This window comes from Enorma shizhengliae (assembly GCF_009676995.1).
GTDB classification, from domain to species: Bacteria; Actinomycetota; Coriobacteriia; order Coriobacteriales; family Coriobacteriaceae; genus Enorma; species Enorma massiliensis.
Window position 1 is genome coordinate 42,192 of record NZ_VTFZ01000004.1, and the last position, 20,565, is coordinate 62,756.

19 protein-coding genes are annotated in these 20,565 nt (G+C 63.7%); 8 read left to right on the forward strand and 11 right to left on the reverse strand.

What is annotated here, in order from left to right; all coding sequences use genetic code 11:
• Nucleotides 1-205 precede the first annotated feature (205 nt).
• Nucleotides 206-1,462, forward strand: coding sequence for a glycoside hydrolase family 3 protein (locus tag GJE22_RS04600; protein WP_144688026.1), 1,257 nt, complete (start codon nt 206-208; stop codon nt 1,460-1,462).
• A gap of 124 nt (nt 1,463-1,586) precedes the next feature.
• On the opposite strand, the gene GJE22_RS04605 is transcribed toward GJE22_RS04600, so the two are convergent.
• The 3 genes from GJE22_RS04605 to GJE22_RS10180 form a co-directional block, all read right to left on the reverse strand.
• The gene (locus GJE22_RS04605) at nt 1,587-2,453 is read right to left on the reverse strand and encodes a deoxyribonuclease IV (RefSeq protein WP_144688025.1); all 867 of its coding nucleotides are present in this window, start codon (nt 2,451-2,453) and stop codon (nt 1,587-1,589) included.
• Nucleotides 2,454-2,574: 121 nt separating this feature from the next.
• Nucleotides 2,575-3,792, reverse strand: coding sequence for an aldo/keto reductase (locus GJE22_RS04610; RefSeq protein WP_144688024.1), 1,218 nt, complete (start codon nt 3,790-3,792; stop codon nt 2,575-2,577).
• Between the two features lie 85 nt (nt 3,793-3,877).
• Nucleotides 3,878-4,003, reverse strand: coding sequence for a hypothetical protein (locus tag GJE22_RS10180; RefSeq protein WP_268878520.1), 126 nt, complete (start codon nt 4,001-4,003; stop codon nt 3,878-3,880).
• 238 nt (nt 4,004-4,241) lie between these two features.
• On the opposite strand from GJE22_RS10180, the gene rnhA reads away from it, so the two are divergent.
• From rnhA to GJE22_RS04630, 4 genes are all read left to right on the forward strand, one after another.
• On the forward strand, nt 4,242-4,724 hold the full coding sequence (rnhA, locus tag GJE22_RS04615) for a ribonuclease HI (protein ID WP_019128037.1): 483 nt from the start codon (nt 4,242-4,244) through the stop codon (nt 4,722-4,724).
• A 506-nt stretch (nt 4,725-5,230) separates the two neighbouring features.
• Nucleotides 5,231-6,349, forward strand: coding sequence for a Gfo/Idh/MocA family protein (locus tag GJE22_RS04620; RefSeq protein WP_144688023.1), 1,119 nt, complete (start codon nt 5,231-5,233; stop codon nt 6,347-6,349).
• Nucleotides 6,350-6,368: 19 nt separating this feature from the next.
• On the forward strand, nt 6,369-6,812 hold the full coding sequence (locus tag GJE22_RS04625) for an acylphosphatase (protein WP_144688022.1): 444 nt from the start codon (nt 6,369-6,371) through the stop codon (nt 6,810-6,812).
• 256 nt (nt 6,813-7,068) lie between these two features.
• Nucleotides 7,069-7,464: a Fur family transcriptional regulator gene (locus tag GJE22_RS04630; RefSeq protein ID WP_144688021.1), complete on the forward strand. Its 396-nt coding sequence runs from the start codon at nt 7,069-7,071 to the stop codon at nt 7,462-7,464.
• 184 nt (nt 7,465-7,648) lie between these two features.
• Here the strand turns inward: GJE22_RS04630 and GJE22_RS04635 are convergent, their stop codons facing one another.
• On the reverse strand, nt 7,649-8,080 hold the full coding sequence (locus tag GJE22_RS04635) for an FKBP-type peptidyl-prolyl cis-trans isomerase (RefSeq protein WP_144688020.1): 432 nt from the start codon (nt 8,078-8,080) through the stop codon (nt 7,649-7,651).
• Nucleotides 8,081-8,248: 168 nt separating this feature from the next.
• A complete protein-coding gene (locus GJE22_RS04640) occupies nt 8,249-9,319 on the reverse strand; it encodes a D-alanine--D-alanine ligase family protein (RefSeq protein ID WP_144688019.1) in 1,071 nt (356 codons plus the stop codon).
• A gap of 531 nt (nt 9,320-9,850) precedes the next feature.
• On the opposite strand from GJE22_RS04640, the gene GJE22_RS04645 reads away from it, so the two are divergent.
• On the forward strand, nt 9,851-10,597 hold the full coding sequence (locus GJE22_RS04645; protein ID WP_235895790.1) for a M48 family metallopeptidase: 747 nt from the start codon (nt 9,851-9,853) through the stop codon (nt 10,595-10,597).
• 436 nt (nt 10,598-11,033) lie between these two features.
• On the opposite strand, the gene folB is transcribed toward GJE22_RS04645, so the two are convergent.
• From folB to nrdD, 4 genes are all read right to left on the reverse strand, one after another.
• The gene (folB, locus tag GJE22_RS04650) at nt 11,034-11,522 is read right to left on the reverse strand and encodes a dihydroneopterin aldolase (protein ID WP_144688018.1); all 489 of its coding nucleotides are present in this window, start codon (nt 11,520-11,522) and stop codon (nt 11,034-11,036) included.
• Between the two features lie 155 nt (nt 11,523-11,677).
• Nucleotides 11,678-12,214 (reverse strand): HD domain-containing protein, encoded by a 537-nt coding sequence (locus GJE22_RS04655; protein ID WP_235895789.1) that lies wholly within the window; start codon nt 12,212-12,214, stop codon nt 11,678-11,680.
• 159 nt (nt 12,215-12,373) lie between these two features.
• Nucleotides 12,374-12,973, reverse strand: coding sequence for an anaerobic ribonucleoside-triphosphate reductase activating protein (gene nrdG / locus GJE22_RS04660; RefSeq protein ID WP_144688017.1), 600 nt, complete (start codon nt 12,971-12,973; stop codon nt 12,374-12,376).
• A 485-nt stretch (nt 12,974-13,458) separates the two neighbouring features.
• Complete coding sequence (gene nrdD, locus GJE22_RS04665) at nt 13,459-15,681, reverse strand: anaerobic ribonucleoside-triphosphate reductase (protein WP_144688016.1); 2,223 nt, start codon at nt 15,679-15,681, stop codon at nt 13,459-13,461.
• Between the two features lie 395 nt (nt 15,682-16,076).
• Between nrdD and GJE22_RS04670 the strand changes: the two genes are divergently transcribed.
• Nucleotides 16,077-17,180 (forward strand): glycerol dehydrogenase, encoded by a 1,104-nt coding sequence (locus GJE22_RS04670; RefSeq protein ID WP_022349129.1) that lies wholly within the window; start codon nt 16,077-16,079, stop codon nt 17,178-17,180.
• A 224-nt stretch (nt 17,181-17,404) separates the two neighbouring features.
• On the opposite strand, the gene GJE22_RS04675 is transcribed toward GJE22_RS04670, so the two are convergent.
• Complete coding sequence (locus GJE22_RS04675; RefSeq protein ID WP_035100629.1) at nt 17,405-18,388, reverse strand: AEC family transporter; 984 nt, start codon at nt 18,386-18,388, stop codon at nt 17,405-17,407.
• A 326-nt stretch (nt 18,389-18,714) separates the two neighbouring features.
• Between GJE22_RS04675 and GJE22_RS04680 the strand changes: the two genes are divergently transcribed.
• Nucleotides 18,715-19,893 carry a cation diffusion facilitator family transporter gene (locus GJE22_RS04680; protein ID WP_144688014.1) on the forward strand — a complete coding sequence of 393 codons (1,179 nt, stop codon included), beginning with the start codon at nt 18,715-18,717 and terminating at the stop codon, nt 19,891-19,893.
• Between the two features lie 73 nt (nt 19,894-19,966).
• Here GJE22_RS04680 and GJE22_RS04685 read toward each other — a convergent pair whose 3' ends face one another.
• Nucleotides 19,967-20,245 carry a hypothetical protein gene (locus tag GJE22_RS04685; protein WP_186297399.1) on the reverse strand — a complete coding sequence of 93 codons (279 nt, stop codon included), beginning with the start codon at nt 20,243-20,245 and terminating at the stop codon, nt 19,967-19,969.
• Nucleotides 20,246-20,565: the final 320 nt, after the last annotated feature.

Genomic DNA, 20,565 nt, shown 5'->3' on the forward strand with positions numbered 1-20,565 from the left:
CACGCGATACGCGAAGCGTGCAAACGGGGTCCCGGATCTTGCCGTTTTCGCGGACCAAAACGACAAGATCCGGGTCCCCGTTTCGGGATACGACCTGGGACGCCCTGCGTCGGGACGCGAAGCGGGGTACAACCACGCGTTGAAGTGTTGCCGGCGCATGGGCGCTCTGTCACGCTTGTGCTCCTGCATCACGATAGGGGGCCTTATGAGGAACATCTCGAGACGAGGCGTCTGCGCCGCGCTCAGCCTTGGCGCGCTCAGCCTGGCAGGCTGCCAGAACACCGCCAACCAAAACGAGCCAGCGGGCGACGCACCGACAATCAGCGATTCCGCTGGAACGGACCACGCGGCAGATGAGCCCGTCGAGGAGCCGGAAGGCGCATCGTCTTCGGAGCCCCAGGACACGGTCGAGCGCCTGCTCGCCACCATGACGCTCGAGCAAAAGGTGGCCCAACTCTTCCTCGTTACGCCCGAGCAGCTCACCGGCGTATCCAAAGCCACCGTCGCAGGCAGCAAGACCGAGCGCGCCCTGCAAGAGATTCCTGTAGGCGGCCTCGTGTACTTCAAGCAAAACATCGTCGAGACGACCCAGACGCTCGACCTCATCTCCGGCACGCGCGAGCTTTGCCGTGCTGCGGGCGCCGGAATCGCCCCGTTCCTCGGCGTCGACGAGGAAGGCGGGCCGCTTGTCGCGCGCGTCGCCAACTCCGGCGCCTTCGATGTTGAGCACTTCCCCAACATGGCCGACGTGGGAGCCAGCGGCAATCCGGTACACGCCGCGCGCGTAGGAACATCGATTGGGTCCTACCTGCACGAGATCGGCTTCAACCTCGATTTTGCCCCGGTAGCGGACGTGCTCACCAACCCGGAGAACACCGTCATCGGCAAGCGGTCGTTCGGATCCGACCCGGACTTGGTGGCCCAGATGGTTGGGGCAGAGGTTGCCGCGATGCTCGAAACGGGCACGCTGCCCTGCGTTAAGCACTTTCCCGGACATGGCGATACGGCGGGCGACTCGCATACCGGTGCCGTTTATGCCGAGCGCACGCGCGACGAGATTGAATCATGTGAGTTCGAGCCGTTCCGTGCGGCTATCGATGCCGACTGCCCCATGGTCATGGTTGGACATATCGAGACGCCCAACTTCGCGGCAGACGGCCTGCCCGCATCGCTTTCGCGCGTCATGATGCACGACGTCCTCCGCGAAGAGCTCGGCTTCGACGGCGTCATCATCTCGGATTCATTCGCCATGGGAGCCATCACCGAGAACTACGAACCAGCCGATGCCGCAGTCCGCTTCTTCGCTGCAGGCGGCGATGTCCTGCTCATGACCCCCGACCTTCATGCCGCCCATCAAGGCGTGCTCGACGCCATCGCCACAGGCTCGCTCACAGAGGAGCGCATCGACGATAGCGTCCGGCGCGTGCTCACGGTGAAGCAGCAGGCGGGAATCATCGCCTAGATAAGAACTGATCTGGGCGACCCGGAGCTGAGCCGAGCGCCTCGCTGCCCCTGCGACCAGAAGTGCGAGCTCGGCCCGACTCTGTGCAGAGTTCGCATGAGAGCCGAGACGGCGGGCTCGCACCTCACGCCGCAAGCTCGCGCAGAAGCCTGATCTCCGCTGCGTAGCCGGCAAGTTCGTTCGGCGTCTCGAGAATGAACGGCAAATCACGAAGAGCCGGATGGCGCGTCACGGCGGCGAAAACACCAAAGCCCCCACCAAACTCCTCGCACCCGAGGTACCCATCCCCGATGCGCTCATGACGGTCCTTGTGCGCGCCGCAAGGGTTTTTGGAATCATTCACGTGCACAGCGCATAATCGCTCGAGCCCAACGACCTGGTCGAATTCCCTCAGCACTCCATCGAGGTCATGGATGATATCGTAGCCCGCATCGCTCACGTGGCACGTATCGAGGCAAACACCTAGGTTCCCGGCAAGCTCCGGACGGCGCTCCTCAACGAGCTCGATAATGCGGGCGAGGTCCTCGAAGCGCCCGCCCACCTCGGTTCCCTTGCCCGCCATGGTCTCGAGCAGCACGCGCGTGCTCTGCCCCTCGAACATGATGTGGCCGAGTGCCTCGGCTATGCGCTCGATGCCCCGCTCCATCCCCTGCCCCACATGCGCGCCGGGGTGAAAGTTGTAGAACGTGCCCGGAAGAAGCTCGAGCCGCTCGAGGTCCTCGCGCATGCCCTCGAGCGCGAACTCCCGTGCGCGCTCCTTCGCCGAGCATAGGTTGTAGGTATAGGGAGCGTGCGCCACGAGCGGGCCGAACGCATGCTCGCGCGCGATGCGCCGAAGCTCCGCGACATCATCGGGATCCGGCGCCTTTGCCATGCCGCCGCGCGGGTTGCGCGTGAAGAACGCGAAGGTATTTGCCCCGATCTGGAGCGCCGTCCTTCCCATGGCCGCGTACCCCCGCGAAATCGACAGATGGCATCCGATCGTGAGCATGGAATTCCTCCTCATCGCCTCTCATGATGGGGCATGATACCCGAATGGGAGGGCATTCGAGCGCGTCGCCGTGCCGGGCACGTAGCCTCAAGACGCTCGTCGCAACCCTCTCCGAGCGCGCTCACCCCTTCCGGCGGGCGATGAGCTTGAGCGCGGTGCCGATCGGGCCCGGAGTGAGCCGGCGCTGCACATCGAGTAGGCGATCGGGAATCTCGATATGCTGCGGGCAATTCGAAAGACACGCCCCGCAGCGCACGCAATTGCTCGCGAGCTTTGGGGAACCCGTGCGCACCGCCGATGCCGTGAAGTATTGGGAAACGCCGGTGAACCAGCTATGGGCGAACGACGCGTTGTACGCGGCGAAGCACCCGGGAATGTTGATGCCCCGGGGGCAGGGCATACAGTAGTTACAGCCGGTGCAGGGCACACGGTTCGAGCGCTCAAACACCTGCAGAACGCGCGCCACGGCCTCGTGCTGCGCCGCTGAAAGCGCACCCGGAAGCGCGACGGTCGCGATGCGCGCGTTCTCGTCCACCATCTCGGGGGAAGTCATTCCCGAGAGCACCATCGTGACCTCGGGATGGTCCCACACCCACGAGAGGCCCCAGGCGGCAGGCGTCGTGAGCTCGACCGCACTCGGCCCCTCGCCCACCATGCGGTCGACAGCCTGATCAAAGATGCGGCGCGCGGAAGCGGGGAGCTTCCCGGCAAGCCGCCCACCGAGAAGCGGCTCCATCACGAAGACCGCGAGCCCGCGTCCGGCAGCAGCGACGAGCCCCGCCGTCCCCGCTTGATAGCGCTCGTTCGCATAGTTGTACTGGATCTGGCAAAAATCCCAGTCGTAAGCGTCGAGCACGAGGGAAAAATCGCCCGCGCTACCGTGATAGGAGAACCCGATGGCCCCGATCCGCCCCGCCGCCTTCTGGCGAGCAATCCATGCCTCGATGCCGAGGCCGACAAGCCGCGTCCACTGAGCCGGGCTCGTGATGTTGTGGATGAGGTAATAATCGATGCGGTCCGTTCGCAGGCGGCGCAGCTGCTCGTTGAAGATGCGATCGAGGTCCGCCTCGTCCTTGCACGACGCATGGGGGAGCTTGGTCGCGAGAAACACCTGGTCGCGCAGGCCCAGGTGCTCGAGCGCCGCGCCCACCACGGCCTCGTTTCCCGGATACAGATATGCCGTGTCGAGATAGTTGACGCCGCGCTCGACGGCGCGCGCGATGATGGCCTCCGCCCGGCGCTGGTCGGGCCTGCCGGGCACGCTGCCTGGAAACCGCATGCAGCCGAGCCCTAAAACCGAGAGCCTGCGTCCGGTCCTGGGGTCAACTCGATACTGCATGGCGCTCCTCCTGGCTACGAATCTGTCGCAGCCAGTATAGCAACACAACCGCCCATCAAACGCCCGGTGATGGCGGCCAGCGGAATCATGCCTCGCGTGCCTCGTCCACGAGGCACTCGCTCTTTCGCTCGAGCTCGCGAACGACCTCGGATGCGGCAAAGGCCGCCACTGCACCCAGTACCATGAGAAGCACCGCCGCCATCTCGCCCATTCCAACCTCCCCGCCACCGCAGGGCACCCAGACCCTGGAGCCCCATGCGGAAAATGCGTTACGCGCTTTGAAAACCTCGTCAACAACCATAGAATCGATGGGGCAATGGCGCGCAAAGCGCGTGTAAGCGAACGGAAAAGAAGAGATATCGGCTCGAATGAAAGCGGGCAACTCGCGGAAAAGCGCGCAGCCGCCCGATACACGCATCGATCCGAATAGAGGCAGAAAAGAGGACGGCGTGAAGGTGACCATTTATACCGACGGATCCGCCCGCGGAAATCCCGGCAACGGTGGCTACGGCGCCGTGCTCTCGTTTACCAACAGCCAGGGGCAAACCTTCACGCGCGAGCTGTCCGAGGGCTTCGAGCGCACCACCAACAACCGCATGGAGCTTCTCGCCGCAATCGTGGCGCTCGAGACGTTGAACCGCCCCTGCGAGGTCGAGCTGCACTCGGATTCCCAATACCTCGTCAACGCCTTCAACAAGCACTGGATTGAAGGCTGGCAGCGCCGTGGCTGGAAGACGGCAGCCAAGAAACCCGTTAAGAACATCGATCTTTGGCAGCGCCTCCTTGCCGCCATGGAACCCCATCGGGTCTCATTCGTCTGGGTCAAGGGCCATGCAGGACATGAACTCAACGAACGCTGTGATGAGCTCGCCACGACGGCTGCCGATTCCGGCAACCTCCTCGTCGACACCGGCTTCACCGACGCCGACTAGCTCTTCGAGACCATACCGAATGGGGACAGTCCCCCTTTGCTCTTAGGGAAATGCTGATTATGGGGCGCCGGAGGCATCCGCCCCGTCGAGGTTTCAACTTTTGGGCACTTCCCCGCGCGGCGGACGGGCACGGGCGGGCGAGGGGTGGGAAAAGGCGCAGCTCAGGCGGCTGGCACCCTCCCGGATGCGGCACGGCTACCCGGGCCCTCCGCTCCGAAGTGCCCAATAGCTGAAATCGCGATCGCCCCGGAGGGAATATCAGCGCTTCCCTAGGTGCGCGCGAAGCGATGTGCCCCACCCGCTGATTCGCGAGTACATGTGCCCCACCCGCTGATTCGCGAGTACAATACCCTCAAGCGAGTACGGTTGCGGTAAGGGTCGCCGGATGCACCGCCCCGACGAGCTCCGCAGCGTGGGACAGCTTGGTTGCCCGACGCGAGGACCGCCCGAGCCGGGTCCGAACATCCCGACCGCCCGTCCGCGAAGCCACGACAGATAGGAGCCCCATGCGCATCGCAACTATCGGCACCAGCGCCATCACCAGCGATTTCATCGAAGAGATCAACGCGAGCGGCCGCGCCGTGTTCGTCGGCACGCTTTCGCGCGACCTCGAGCGAGCAAAGGCATTCACCGAGGCGCGCGGCGGCTCATGCCCCTTCACCGAGCTCGAGGATCTCGCCGCCAGCAACGAGGTAGACGCCGTGTATCTCGGAAGCCCCAACGCACTCCACGCGTCGCAGGCCCTCGCCTGCATCGCGGGCGGCAAGCACGTGATCGTCGAGAAGCCGCTGGGCGCGAACGAGCGCGAGGCACGCGCTGTGTTCGATGCCGCCGAGAAGGCCGGCGTCGTGGTGCTCGAAGCCATGCGCCCCCTGCACGACCCCGCTTTCGTTGCCGTGCGCGACCTTATGCGCAACCTGGGCCGCATTCGCCGCGCCGATCTTCATTTTGGCAAGTATTCATCTCGCTACGACGAAATTCTCGCCGGGAAGCGCACCAACATCTTCGATTGCGCGATGGCCACCGGCTCCCTCATGGATATCGGTGTCTACACCGTCGAGCCGCTTATCGAGCTCTTCGGCGCGCCCGAATCCGTTCTCGCGGCTCCCGTTCTCCTCGATGAGGAAACTCGCGGCCTCACCCATGGCCCCCTCGATGGATCGGGAGTCATCATCGCCCGCTATGCCGACTTCGTAGCAACGCTCCACTTCTCCAAGATCACCAACGACCGCCTGCCGTCGCAAATCGAGAGCGAGACCGCAACACTCACCTTCGACGGCATCTCGGTACCCACATGGGCCCGCGTCGAGCATCGGGGTACCGCGGTGCGCGCGGCGGCGAAGCAGGTGCATGTCGAAGAGGGCGCCCGCACGGAGGAGCTCGAGCTTCCGCAGGTGCCTAACACCATGGTTTACGAGCTCAGTGATTTTTGCGATGCGGTCGACGCGGTTCAAGCAGGCTCCGACCCGCTCGACGCGCCCGCAGGCCCCTTCGGGAACGTCCGGCACTATCGCGACGTCACGCTGGCGTCTCTCGCCCTCATGGACGAGGCGCGCCGTCAAATGGGCGTGTCCTTCCCCGCCGACGCGCTGGCAAGCGATGCGCCCGAAGCAGGCGAACGATAGCGGGCGAAGGGAGCGCACGATGGGTATCATCGACCGTATCCGCGCCTATGCAGGGCAAGGTGGGAGCGACGCGGAGCGCGCAGGCGGTCCTTCAGGCAGCGCCACCCCAAGCAGCCAGCGCAGCCCTCTAGAGCTCTGCACCATCAAGGAGCTTCAGAGGGCGCTTGCTCAAGACGGCGGCGCGCTGGTCCGCTATCGCTTCCTCTTCACGGGCAACGTGCAGGGCGTGGGGTTCCGCTGGACTAACCAGGGAACGGCCAGGGAGCTCGGACTGACGGGCTGGGTCCTCAATCTGGACGACGGATCGGTCGAAATGGAGATCCAGGGCCCAAGCGGCGCCATCATCAAGCACCTCGACACCGTCCACGCCTATTACTCCCGCATGCGCTGCCGCGTCTGGCTCACCGAGGCGCAGGCGCTTGACGTCCAAAGCAACGAAACCGGCTTCTCCGTGCGTTATTAGTGGGCACCTTGCGGTGCACGCGTAAATGTTAGTAATATACTCATATACAATGACGTGCGCGGATGCTGCGCCGGCACGTCAGCCTTGCAGTTGCGGCCGCGCGCACCCGCCGAGCCGCGACCGCACGCCAGCCTGGTAGCCGCGGCCGCGCGCACCCGCCGAGCTGCGTTTCGCGCCGCCGTGCGCGCAACAGGGCAAACCCACGCAGCGCAGGTCGCGCAGAAGCGCGAGCAACCACGACGGCAAGGAGGCTCCGATGGCCGTACAGCGACGCAATACCCGGCAGCGCCGGCTCGTCCTCGATGCCGTTCGAGCCCTGCACAACGGCCACCCCACCGCCGACGATGTGTTCGTCGAGGTCCGGCGCCACGACGGCCGCATCAGCCGGGGAACGGTATATCGCAACCTCTCGCTGCTCTCCGATGAGGGCATGATCCAGCAGCTTAAAACACCGGGTGGAAGCCGCTTTGACGACCGCTGCGACCACCATGCGCATCTTATCTGCACGTCGTGTGGTGCCGTGAGCGACCTCGACCTCCCCTACGATGCCGGTGCAGACGCCGGCTGCGCCCGTTCGACAGGCTATGCAGACGTCTCGCACTATACGTTTTTCGAGGGGCTCTGCCCCGCCTGTCAAACCCGGGAAGCGTAATTCCAACCCGGCTGGGCGCCTCTAGCCTCGGCAGGAGTAGACGGCTGAACGCCCCCAGCCTCGTCACCCAGTTCGATGCCCGCCTCGACGCCCCCAATCTCATCCGGCCGGGCCGGGTCCCATTTCACGAAACGGAACCCGGCCCGGCCGGCTTGCCTTACCCATGCCTGATGCAAGGCGGAGTCTACGCCTCGGCAACCTCGACGAGCTCGATGTCGAAGGTGAGGTCCTTGCCTGCGAGCTCGTGATTCGCATCGAGCACCACGCCCGTCTCGTCTACCTTGATCACTGTCGCGGGCACGGGCTGGCCCGAGGGTGTCTGCAGGAAGAGCTTGTCCCCCGCATTGATCTGCTCGATATTGGGCACCTGGTTAGCAGGGAACGTAAGAATGAGGTCGTCGCGGCGCTCGCCGTATGCCTCGGCGGCGGGGATGCGCACGGTCCTCTTCTCCCCTTCCTGCATATCGACCACAGCTGCATCGAAGCCAGCGATCATCTGGCCGGCGCCGCAGACGAACTCAAGGGTTTCCCCGCGGTCGTAGGAGCTGTCGAACTGCGTGCCGTCATCGAGCGTACCGCGATAATGAACGCGAAGCTTCTTACCGGTATTGGACATCGTTCCTCATTTCTTTCGTGCGCCCGGCAATCGTGCCGCATGGCGCGTTGACACTAAACTGGCGCGGGATGGCCGAGGCGAACCGCGGCGCCATCATCGCGCAGACGAGCAAGCGGCCGATACGTCGCAGCCGCTGATGCGCCGCAAGGCAGACGCCGCAGCCGTACCTTATGCGGCTCCCTCAAGCTCCGCGTCGATGAGCTCAGCGAGCACCTCGTCAAGCTCGTGGCCCGCCACGCGCATCATCTGTGGGAAACGCGAGTAGTACGTCATGCCGGGCGTCGAGTTGACCTCGTTGAACACCACTTCGCCCTCGGGCGTCACGAAAAGGTCGACGCGCGCGAAACCGGAGCAGCCGAGCGCCTCATACACCGTGCGGCCTGCGGCGCGCACGCGCGCCAGCACGTCGTCGGGAAGATCCGCAGGGCAGCGCAACTCGGTATTCGCACCGGGATCCTTCTCGAGATGGATGCGGAAGAAGCCATCGCCCTGGATGACGATTTCGTCGACGGCGCCCATCTTCGTTCCGCGCACCGCGTCGCCCACGACCGCGCAACCCACCTCGATACCCTGGATGGCCTCCTCGATGGCAACCTTCTCATCGAGCGCGAAAGCGGCCTCCAGCGCCGTGCAGTACGACGCCTCGTCCGATGCCTTGGAAACGCCGATGGACGAACCGCCGCGAGCGGGCTTCACGAAGACGGGGAACCCGCCGCAGCGCTCCACCGCCGCCTGGCATTCCTCATCGGAAGCGCCACGATACAGCACCTCGCACAACGGAGAGCGCACGCCCGCCGCCGCAGCGAGCCGATGGGCGGCGTCTTTATCCATGCACACCGCCGAGGCGAGCACGCCGCAGCCCACGTACGGAACGCCGCACGCCTCGAGCGCACCCTGAACGGTGCCGTCCTCGCCGCCCTGGCCGTGGAGCACGGGGAGCGCTACATCGACCTTGAGCTGGCGTGCGCCCTCCTCGGCGAGCTCGATAAAACCGCCCCGCGCACTCTCACCGCGACCCGGCAGAAGCGCCACCGGCGCCACATCGTGGCCCTCCCAGGTACCGGAGACGATATCCTCGACATCGCCCGTGTAGTGCAACCACATGCCATCCCGCGTGATGCCGATGAGAACCGGGCGAAATCGGTCGCGCGGAAGCTGCGCGATGACGTTGTCTGCAGATTTGAGCGATATATCGTGTTCGGTGGAAATGCCGCCGAAGATGATCGCAACGTCGACCATGAGGCTCCCTCCTCCGCGCACGCGGCGCGGCGTCGTACCGAATGAGCAGGCACCAGTATAGGCGAGGCAAGACACCGTTCCGCCGTGGCGGAAGCGACTCCACGCCGTCCCCGCGAGCGCGCGGGCAATGCTACGCTCTCAAGGGCGTACGGACAACGCCGCGCTGCCGCGGGAATATGGGCGATGCCGTTCGCACACGCGCACTGGGCGAGCATGCATGCAGGCGCTAGCCGAGGGGAGTTCTCGGGCGGGATTTCGCCATGAGGGGCGCTCTCGGGCAGCAATTCTCCTTACGGGACTTTGCCGGGCGATAATCCGCCATGTGGGACGCTCTCGGGCGATAATCCGCCATATTCCGTACCTCAGATGGCGAACTATTGCCCAAGAACGGCGAATGTGTCCGAATATCGCCCGGCAAAGTCCCGCATGGGGAATCCCGCCCGAAAGCGGCAAGTGCGTTCGGAGTATCCGCAACTCATTTTCGGTGCCCATGCACTACCATACTGAAGACCCATCCGCGAAGGAGGCACCTTGACCGCGCACGCACGCAGGACACCCGGCAGCAACGTTGCAAGCCCGAAGACGGCTGGAGCCGCAAGCTTCATCCTGGACGTTGACACGCCCGCCGGCGCCATCGCGGTCACGGTGACTCGGAAGCGCGTGAGAAATCTCAACCTACGCGTCCGAGGTGATGGAAGCGTTGTCGCAAGCATTCCACTCCACACGAGCGCGGCGCGGGCGCAGGCGTTCCTCGACCGGCGCGCCTCGTGGATCGCCCAGCATGTGCTGTGCCGTCGCGAACAAGCAGAATTGGAGCACGACGCCGCGCATGCACCGAGCACCATCCCCTTGTGGGGAGAGCTCGTCTCGTCCGAGAAGGCGTTCGGATCCGCCCTGTTACCGGAAAGCACCGCCGCCGAAGCAGAGGACCTCGTTGCAGAGCTCTACCGACAGGAGGTGAAACGGGCGCTACCCGCCGTCGCAGAGCATCTGGAGCACCAGATGGGTGTTCATGCCAGCCGATGGCAGGTGCGCGCCATGAAGACGCGCTGGGGCTCCTGCACACCGCGCACCAGGGCCATCCGCATCAACGCGCGCCTTGCGGCGTATCCGCCCTCATGCTTGGAATTCGTTGTTGCCCACGAGCTCTGCCATCTCATGGAACCGAGCCACAACCAGCGCTTTCATACGCTGCTCGACATCTACTGCCCCGAGAATCGCGCAATCGCCTCCCTGCTCAAAAAGCCCGCGCGAGCCGCAGCGCGTCCGCAGGCATAGGCTGCGAGGAAGCACGCACCTGCGGCGAGACGCCTGCCCCGCAACGAGGCGACCGCGCGGCAAAGGGGCGGTCGTTCCCAGCAGTTGAAACCTGGCGCGCCGTGGCTTTTGCATAGGGATTTCTGGCTACTCGCCGCATCTCCAAAAACCTACCGACTCGAGGCGCGAATTTCATTATCAATGCAACGCATCTACCTGCGAGAACATTGAGTATCCCCAGCTAGATGTGTTGCAGTGTTCGAGGCTCGAGTCGGAAGGTTTTCTGAACGATCCGAGTAGGGCCGGATTTGCATGATATTCCATGCATAAAAATGACCCCATCCTGTATCGAATGGAGCCTTCTCGTCATCAATCCCAACGCCGTAGCCGCCCTCAGAGTGCGCGAGCGGGGCAACAGCACCGCCAAAGCGCCAAGGGCACGCGGGCTGTGATGCGCTTAGCGCGTGCGCTCGATTTCGACACCGACGCTCTTCAACGGCAGACCAATGGGCGCCCACGGCTTCTCGATGGTAAGTCGCACTGCAAGAAGATCCGGATACTTATGCAACAGCTCGTCCGCAAGATGCTCCGCCGCCGCCTCGATAAGCTTGAACGTATGGCTGCGCAGATAGGCGTCGATCTCATGGCACACCTCGCCATAGTGAATCGATTCACCTAGGTCGTCGGTCTCCCCCGCCCTGCGCAGGCTGGCAAAAAGCGTCGCCGACACGATGAATTTCTGGCCGAGCGCCGTCTCCTCGGGATAGACGCCGTGATTTGCAAACACCTCCAACCCGGAGATGATGATCTTGTCCGCATGCTCAAGCTGGCCTGGCTCGAGCTTTGCGAGCGCACGCCGCGTGGCAGGCAACCCCGCTCCGCTACGCTGGGCAAGCGTGGTCTCCTCGCCGCGCGAGGTGTCTTCCGGAAGATGTTTCTGCGTCATAGTAATCGCTTCCTTCGTCGTGTTCTTCCACGCTTCTCTATACCCAATACCGAGCGAAACGAACTGGCTTGTGGGAACACAGTTGAAACAGAATCACCCGGTGTCTGTGATCCATCGAAGCGCCAACACCCGGTGCCTGTGATTCACGCAGGTATTCAGATGAGCGGCACGAGGTTCTTCTTGGCTTCAGGCCAGGTACAGTCGGCGCGAACCTCGGCGGGACAGGCGAAACAGGCGCGTGAGGCCTTGTCCGCTTGGAACAGCAGGCGCTCCAGCTGGCTTGCATCCGGGCGAAGGCGCCGGTGCCCGCGGATGGCGAGACACATCTGGTCGACGTCATCGGGGGCAAAACGCGTGTCAGGCGGCGCGCTCTCCAAGATCTCGCGTGCCAGACGCTCGCCTGCCACCTCATGGGGCTCGCCGCCCGCATACTGCTCGGCCTTACCCACGTCGTGCAGCAGGGCCGTCGCATACACGACCTCGCGAGAGAATCCCAGTCCCTGTTCCAGATTCAGGATCCACATGATGCGCGCCGTATCCAGTAGATGCTGCGCTCCGTGGCGACAGAAAGGCCGGTCGTGCTCGAGCTCTTCCAACCGGGCAAGCTCCCGCTGAAACACCGGGTGCTCCCACACCGCCCGCACGCGGGTCATCTCGTGAAGTCCTATCTTATGGGGGATTGCCTCATCCATACGTCCTCCGTTCGTCGCCAGCTCCATGCTAGCGGGAGAACACGCAAGCGTGAAGAGGCCCGCTTTAGGATGCAAGGACGGAAAGCTGCAACGATGTTCGGGCAATCGATAGTTGGCGCGCTACATCCAGACGGCACCGCGAGCGCGTTGGCAGGCTCCCTACATGCTGTGCGTCGCGTATACCTGCTCGTCCTGCCAGAGCTTGACAGCTTCGGCGAGGGAGCAGCCGCGCTCTGCCGCCGCGGCGCGCGTGGCATTGAGGTCGATGAGGCGCTGGTTGGAAGACCCGCGGAAACGAAGCGAGATGTCATAGAGATCTTGCACAAACGGCCCATCAACAAGAATATCAATGCAGCCGAGCAGGCGCTCCGTCACCGCCGTATGATGCTTGCCGTCCGGCATGAGCTCGTCGAGCGTATCGCCCGTGAAGCACCAGATGGTCTTTTCTGGCGAGCCATCCGGTCGCACCTCGCGTGGAAAGCGCTCGCGCACGCGCTCAACGAAGCCGACGAGCCCTTCCTGGTTCTCCGGCTCCATGGGCTCTCCTCCGAGAATGGTCAAGCCCTCGCAGAACGGATGATCCAAGCTCTCGATGATCTTGTCTTCGACCTCCTGCGTGAAAGGCTTACCAGCAAGGAAGCTCCAAGCGCCGGAATTGAAGCACCCGGGGCACCCGCGACGGCACCCGCTCACGAAGAGCGACGTTCGCACACCCTCGCCGTTGGCGATATCGAAGTATTTAATCTCGGCGTAGTTCATCGCTCCCCCTCCGTCGGGGCGCGGGCATATCATCCCGTGCTCAAACATACTCGAACGCCTGGCTTCCGCCAGGCTTTCTGCGTAACTGCGCGCGGGATGATATGCCCGCGCCCCCAGCGCGCTGACCTGGCCTCGCGGCGGGAGCGAGCGCGATGGAATCCTGCTCGCAACTAACCGCTCCGTTGCATCGGTTTCTCGTCGCAGCCTTCTTTTGCCACGGTATCGTACCGCTACAAGCACGGGTCGCGCGCCCACAACCGATGCCCCGCCGTAGCCCACGTCGCCAGTCCAACATCTCCCCCTGCTGAGCAGACACTGAACCATGCGGCGGGCCGAGGAGATCCGCCACGCTGCTGCACCGCCAACGTTGTGACGGGCCTGCCGGTATATCGTCCCGCGCGCAGTTTCGCAGGAGCATCGGCTCTGCCGATGCTCCGAGAATGTCTGAGCACGGGATGATATCCGGCAGGCCCGCCCCGTACCCCTTACAGATGCAGCACGCGGTCGCGAATCTCTTCGGTGCGCCCCTGGTTCCAGAACTGCGTTCCGATGTAGCCGCAGGTGCGCCGCGCCACGTTCATCTTCTCCTGATCGCGGTTATGGCAGTTCGGGCACTCCCAAACGAGCTTGCCATCGTCCTCGACGATACGAATCTCGCCGTCGTAGCCGCACACCTGGCAGTAATCGCTCTTGGTGTTGAGCTCCGCGTACATGATGTTCTCGTAGATGTACTGCATCACGCGGATGACGGCCTTGAGGTTGTCCTGCATGTTGGGAACCTCGACGTAGGAGATGGCGCCACCAGGGCTGAGCGCCTGGAACTCGCTCTCGAACTGGAGCTTATCGAAGGCGTCGATCTCCTCGCTCACGTGCACGTGATAGCTGTTGGTGATATAGCCCTTATCCGTCACGCCGGGGATGATGCCAAAACGGCGCTGCAGGCACTTTGCGAACTTGTACGTGGTGCTCTCGAGCGGCGTGCCGTAGATGGAATAGTCGATGTCCTCCGCGGCCTTCCATTCAGCGCACTTGTCGTTCATATGCTGCATGACCGAAAGCGCAAAGCCCTTGCCGCGCTCATCGGTATGGCTCGCGCCGGTCATGTACTTCACGCATTCGTAAAGGCCCGCATAGCCAAGCGAGATCGTAGAGTAGCCGCCATAGAGCAGCTTGTCGATGGTCTCGCCCTTATCGAGGCGCGCGAGGGCGCCGTACTGCCACAGGATCGGCGCGGCATCGGAGAGCGTGCCCTTCAGGCGCTCGTGACGGCAGCGCAGGGCCTTATGGCAGAGCTCCAGGCGCCCATCGAAGATCTCCCAGAACTTCTCGGCATCGCCGCCGGAGGAAAGCGCCACGTCGGGGAGGTTGATGGTCACGACGCCCTGGTTGAAGCGACCGTAGTACTTGGGTTTTCCCGGCTCGTAGTTCTTGGCACGGGCAACGTTGTCGTAGCCGTTGCCCGAGCGATCCGGCGTGAGGAAGCTGCGGCAACCCATGCAGGTGTAGACGTCGCCCTCGCCCGGCTTCTCGCCCTTCGACAATTTGAGCTCGCGCATCTTCTTGGCGGAGATGTAATCGGGCACCATGCGCTTGGCCGTGCACTTGGCAGCAAGCTGCGTGAGGTAGAAGTAGGGGCTCCCCTCGTAGACGTTGTCCTCGTCGAGCACGTAGATGAGCTTGGGGAACGCCGGGGTGATCCACACGCCCTGCTCGTTCTTCACGCCCTCATAGCGCTGGCGGAGCGTCTCCTCGATGATCATGGCGAGGTCGTGCTTCTCGGCCTCGCTGCGGGCTTCGCCGAGATACATGAACACGGTCACGAAGGGCGCCTGGCCGTTCGTGGTCATGAGGGTCACGACCTGATACTGGATGGTCTGCACGCCACGGCGGATCTCGTCGCGCAGGCGCTCTTCGACCACCTGCGAGACCTTGTCCTCGCCGGCATCGACGCCGAGCTCCGCGAGCTCCACCTCCACCTGACGGCGAATCTTCTGACGGCTCACCTCGACGAACGGCGCGAGGTGCGTGAGCGAGATGGACTGGCCACCGTACTGGCAGCTCGCCACCTGCGCGATGATTTGCGTGGCGATGTTGCAGGCCGTCGAGAAGCTATGCGGGCGCTCGATGAGCGTGCCGGAGATGACGGTGCCGTTCTGCAGCATGTCCTCGAGGTTCACGAGATCGCAGTTGTGCATATGCTGGGCGAAATAGTCCGAATCATGGAAGTGGATGAGGCCCTCGTTGTGCGCCCGCACCACGTCCTGCGGCAGCAGCACGCGCTGAGTGAGGTCCTTGGACACCTCGCCCGCCATGTAATCGCGCTGCACGGAGTTCACCGTGGGGTTCTTGTTGGAGTTCTCCTGCTTGACCTCTTCGTTGTTGCACTCGATGAGCGAGAGGATCTTGTCGTCGGTGGTGTTCTTGGTGCGCTTCAGCCCCTGCACGTAGCGGTAGATGATGTACTTGCGGGCGACCTCGAACTTATCGAGCTTCATGAGCTCGTCTTCGACCATATCCTGGATCTCTTCGACGGCGACCGTGTGCCCGGCGTTCTCGCACGCCTCTGCCACGTTCTGCGACGCATAGACGACCTGGCGCTCGGTGAGGCGATCGGATTCCTGCACGTCCTTGTTGGCTGCACGGATGGCGTTCTCGATCTTGGTGATGTCGAAAGCGACTTCGACGCCGCTGCGCTTGATGATCTTCATGAGAAACCTTTCTGGTAATGAGCGCTTCCTATCTTACGTCAGGTTTTCTCACTACATCGTGTGGAGTTTTGTAGACGGCATACTACATATTGTGTTTATGCAGGTCAGCATAAATGGCTTATTTTCAGACGCATTACTCACGGCGAACACAGGAACGGGGGTCACAAATTCGCCTAACTCCCCCACCTGCGGTTGCGCTCGCGCGGCCCATCAACCATTCGTGGATGCCACTCCACAAGTTGCGGCACCCACGATTCGGTGAACGGCACCTGGCGTCTCTTGACCAAGATGTTGTGTTTGACGGATGCGCAGGCAACGTCGATGTGTGGCAGCGCGAATGCGCGGGTACAAGCTGGACAGCGCGCATGGGGCGCGCGTTGCGAGAGAGGATTTCCATGGCACGCATCTTCAACAGCCCAAGCAAGTATATCCAGGGTCCCGACGCTCTTGCCGAGCTCGCGAGCCACATCGAGCCACTGGGCCAAGCTGCGCTCGCGATCGCCACGAGCACGGGCATCGAGCGCGTCGGCGCGAAGATCGAGGGCGGCTTTGAGCACTCGAGCGCCACAATCACCTTCGAATCGTTCGGCGGAGAGTGCTCGGACACCGAGATCGACCGCATCGCGCAGGCCGCCAAGGCCGCCGGAGCCGATGTCATCGTGGGCGTCGGCGGCGGCAAGGTGCTCGACACCGCCAAGGCCGTAGCGTACAAGCTCGGTGTCCCGGTGGTGGTCTGCCCCACCATCGCCTCCTCCGATGCGCCGTGCAGCGCGCTCTCGGTCATCTACACGGAAGACGGCGTCTTCGATCGCTACCTCTTCCTGCCCGCCAACCCCGATATCGTGCTCATGGATACGACGGTGATCGCGGCCTCGCCGGTACGCCTTACGGTCTCCGGCATGGGCGACGCGCTCGCCACGTACTTCGAGGCGCGCGCCTGCGTTGAGAGCGAGGCCGATACCTGCGCCGGCGGCAAAGCGACGAGCGCCGCGCTCGCCCTGGCCAAGCTCTGCTTCGACACGCTCATGGCAGACGGCGTGAAGGCCAAGGTCGCACTCGAAGCAGGCTGCACCACCCCCGCTGTCGAGCGCGTTATCGAGGCGAATACGCTGCTCTCGGGCATCGGCTTCGAGAGCTGCGGTCTCGCTGCGGCGCACGCCATCCACAACGGCATGACGCAGCTGCCCGAAACCCATGCCCGCTATCACGGAGAAAAGGTCGCGTTCGGCACGATCGTGCAGCTCGTGCTCGAGAACGCCCCGACCGAGAAGCTCGAGGAGGTTCTCGGCTTCTGCATGGAGGTAGGACTTCCCACCACACTCGAAGACCTGGGCGTCGAGGACATCTCGCGCGAGCGGATCATGGCGGTGGCGGAAAGCGCCTGCGCGCCCACGGACACCATGGGCAACATGCCCTTTGCGGTAACGCCGCAGATGGTCTGCGACGCCATCCTCGCCGCCGACGCGCTCGGACACTACTACCACCTCGACCTCTGCTAGCAGAGCGGAAGAAGCAGAGCGACAAGCTGCCGAGAAACACGAGCTGCGGGCGCTCTACCCGCAGCCCGCGGGCACTTTGTGGCACAGCCGGACGGGACACCGCGAACCAGGTCCCGCAGCCGCGCCGCGGCGCAGCCGGACGAGGCACGTCGCATCAGAGCCCGCGACGAAACGAGGCGCTGCCGCACCGGCGCACAGTTCGATTGATTGCTATATCGAAGGCGTCACGAGGCTCCGACGAGCATCGTCACGGCGGGAATCGTCAGGACGGAGCCGACCACGCTCAGGAAGGTCGCTTGGGCCATGGGCTTGGCGTCTCCGCCCGCCTGCAGGCAGAACAAGACGCCCGCCGTGGCAACGGGCATAGCGTTGTCCAGCACGATCACAGCCCGCAGAAACGGCTCGAGCGGAAAGAGCAGGAGCGCCGCGAAGCTTAGGGCGGGAACGATCAGCAACCTTCCCGCAGCGGCAATATAGGCGCGCGGGTTGCCGACCATCTCGAGCGGACGGTACCGCGCGATAGAGGAGCCGGTCACGAGCAGCGCGAGCGGCGTGGCGGCCTGCCCGATGATGCCGATCGAATCGCCCGCGACACCGAGGTCCGTGATGCCGAGAAGCGCCAGCACGAGCACGAGCAGGCTGGCGAAAAACGTCGGGGTCTTCAAGGAGGCGAGCATGGTGCGCAGCCGGCGCGCCGGCGAGGGGGCGCTACGGGCCGCCAGCGAACCGGCACCGCTGCTCCCCTCGTCTGCACCCTGGGAAAAGAGCGCTGGGCCGATGCCGAACATGGCAATATTCGCCGGGATGAGCGAGATGGCAACGTAGAGCAGGGCCTCGTTCCCAAGAATCGCCGAGATGACCGGCAACCCAACGAATCCGCAGTTTCCAAAAGCGATGGCGAACCGGTATGAGGGCGCCTCGCCGCGCGGTGCGCGCGTGAAGGCGGTGAGCGCGAACGCGACGGCAAGTCCCACGATGTAGACGACCGCGGTCGCCGCCATCAAACCGACCAACGTTCCGGCGCCGGACAGGTTGGCGTTGCCGTCGATGGACGCGACGATCGAGCACGGAAGCGCGACGTTGAGCACAAGACGGGAAAGGCCGGCATCGAACTGGTCGTCGAGCACGCCGAGCTTGTGCAGGCACCATCCCAATGCGATGGGCACCGAGATTGCGACGATCTGCGACACGACGAACCAGAATTCCACGATTTCCCCCATGCTCTCACTACGGCACACGCTACCGCGGAGCCGGGCGTGCGAACGCGCCCGCCGCTCCATCCTCAAGTCTCTTCGTGCAAGTATAAAGTATGCACCCCCATCGCTGTAAACGCATCTCCCCGCATGGCCTGCCGCGGCTTGACAAGAGTGCTCCGCCGCGGCAGGCGCATCCTCCAAGCGACCCCGGCTCACCCCTCCAGGCGCATCGCCCAAACGATTCCACCCCGTCCGCAACGCCCCCAACGTGCTAGAGTGATGGGCGATTTGCATGAACCGCCGCCGGACGCATCCGGCAAAACGACGAGGAGTTGACCATGACCGAATGGCTGGTACGCCACTTCGTGCGCATGAGCGAGCAGACGGACGATCCTGCTGTGCGCATGCGCTATGGGCAGTTCGCCGGCATCGTAGGCATTATCTGCAACGTCATGCTCTGTCTGGGAAAAGGCGCCATCGGGCTCGTTTCGGGCTCCGTCTCCATCGTGGCGGATGCCGTGAACAACCTCTCGGATGCCGCATCGAACATCGTGAGCCTCCTCGGATTCAAGCTCGCGAGCCGGCCCGCCGACCCTGAGCACCCATACGGCCATGGCCGCTACGAATACCTCGCCGGGCTCGTGGTCGCCGCGCTCGTGCTTGCCATTGGGATCAACCTTGCCTGGAGCTCCGTGCAGAAGATCATCGCGCCGAGCCCTACCGAATTCTCCGGAGCGCTCGTGGCCGTGCTCGTGCTCTCGATTGCGGTCAAGCTCTGGATGGCCGCCTTCAATCGCTCCATCGGACGCCGTATTAATTCTGACACGCTCGAAGCCACGGCCGTCGATTCCCGCAACGACGTCATCAGCACGGCGGCGGTACTCGCCTGCGCCTGCATCTCGCGGGCGACGGGCGTAGACCTTGACGGATGGGCGGGTCTCGCCGTGGGCGCGTTCATTTGCTGGAGCGGTGTGGGGCTGCTGCGAGACACGGTGAGCCCGCTTCTGGGCCAGGCCCCCAGCCCCGAGCTCGTCGAGCACATCCACGACAAGATCCTCTCCTACCCCGGCGTGCTCGGAACCCACGACCTCATGGTCCACGACTATGGCCCCGGCCGGCAGTTCGCGAGCGCCCATGTCGAGATGGCTGCGGAAGCCGATCCGCTCGAAAGCCACGACCTCATCGACAACATCGAGCAGGACTTCAAGATGGAGGACGGCCTGATCGTGACCCTCCACTACGACCCCATCGTGACCGACGACCCCGAGGTGCGCGACATGCGCCATTGGATTTCGCATGCGGTCGAAGAAATCGATCCGCGCATCACCGTTCACGACCTACGCTGCGTGCCCGGCCCCACGCACACGAACGTCATTTTCGACTGCGTGCGCCCGGCAGGATCGGCGCTTTCGGCCGACGAGCTGCGTGAACGCGTTGCTCGCCTCGTGCAGGAGCATTACCCGCGCACCATCGCGAAAATCACCGTCGATGAAAGCTACGTGAGCTCTCAGCAGTAGACCCACCCTGTGGCAAGAGGTCTGCCGTACTTACCAGCATTAAGTCCATCCTGCGAGAAGAGCCCTGCCGCGTTCAGTGACTTTGGCTAAGGACACCGCCCGTTGCAGCGGCATCATCGATGGAACCAACCCAAAAGGTGCCCCACTCCGCGAGGTGGGAGAGCAGGGGCAGATCGACATCTGGATCCACCTCATCGCCGCCGAGCACGATGACGCCATGCTCATGGTCGATTCCGGTGGAAAACACGTCCGTGTCAAACCCCGACCATACGAAGCCAGCGCCGATCATGCCCAACCCGAGCACCGCCAGCACGAGTGCAACGAAGCACATAGTATTCAATGCCGATTTCATATGTGTATCCTTTCCGATACGGTATCTGTTACCAGGAATGAGAAGCTCGATGCCGGGCACCTGGACGGGTGGACGATCGGGCACGCAGGCGGGCACGATGTGCACGCCTTGGGAAGAACCAACGGGCGCACCACGCGCTCTCGGGCGATATTCGGACATTCAAGGGGTCGCCGGGCGATATTCGGACACTCAGGGGGGCTCGGACAAAAAGTTGGACACCCATAGGTGTCCGGATTGGAGTCCGAGTGTACCCAGATGAAGTGAGGGCGGAGGCCGTGGAGGCCGTCCGCCTGGGGTTCAGCCTGGCAGAGGCGGCGGAG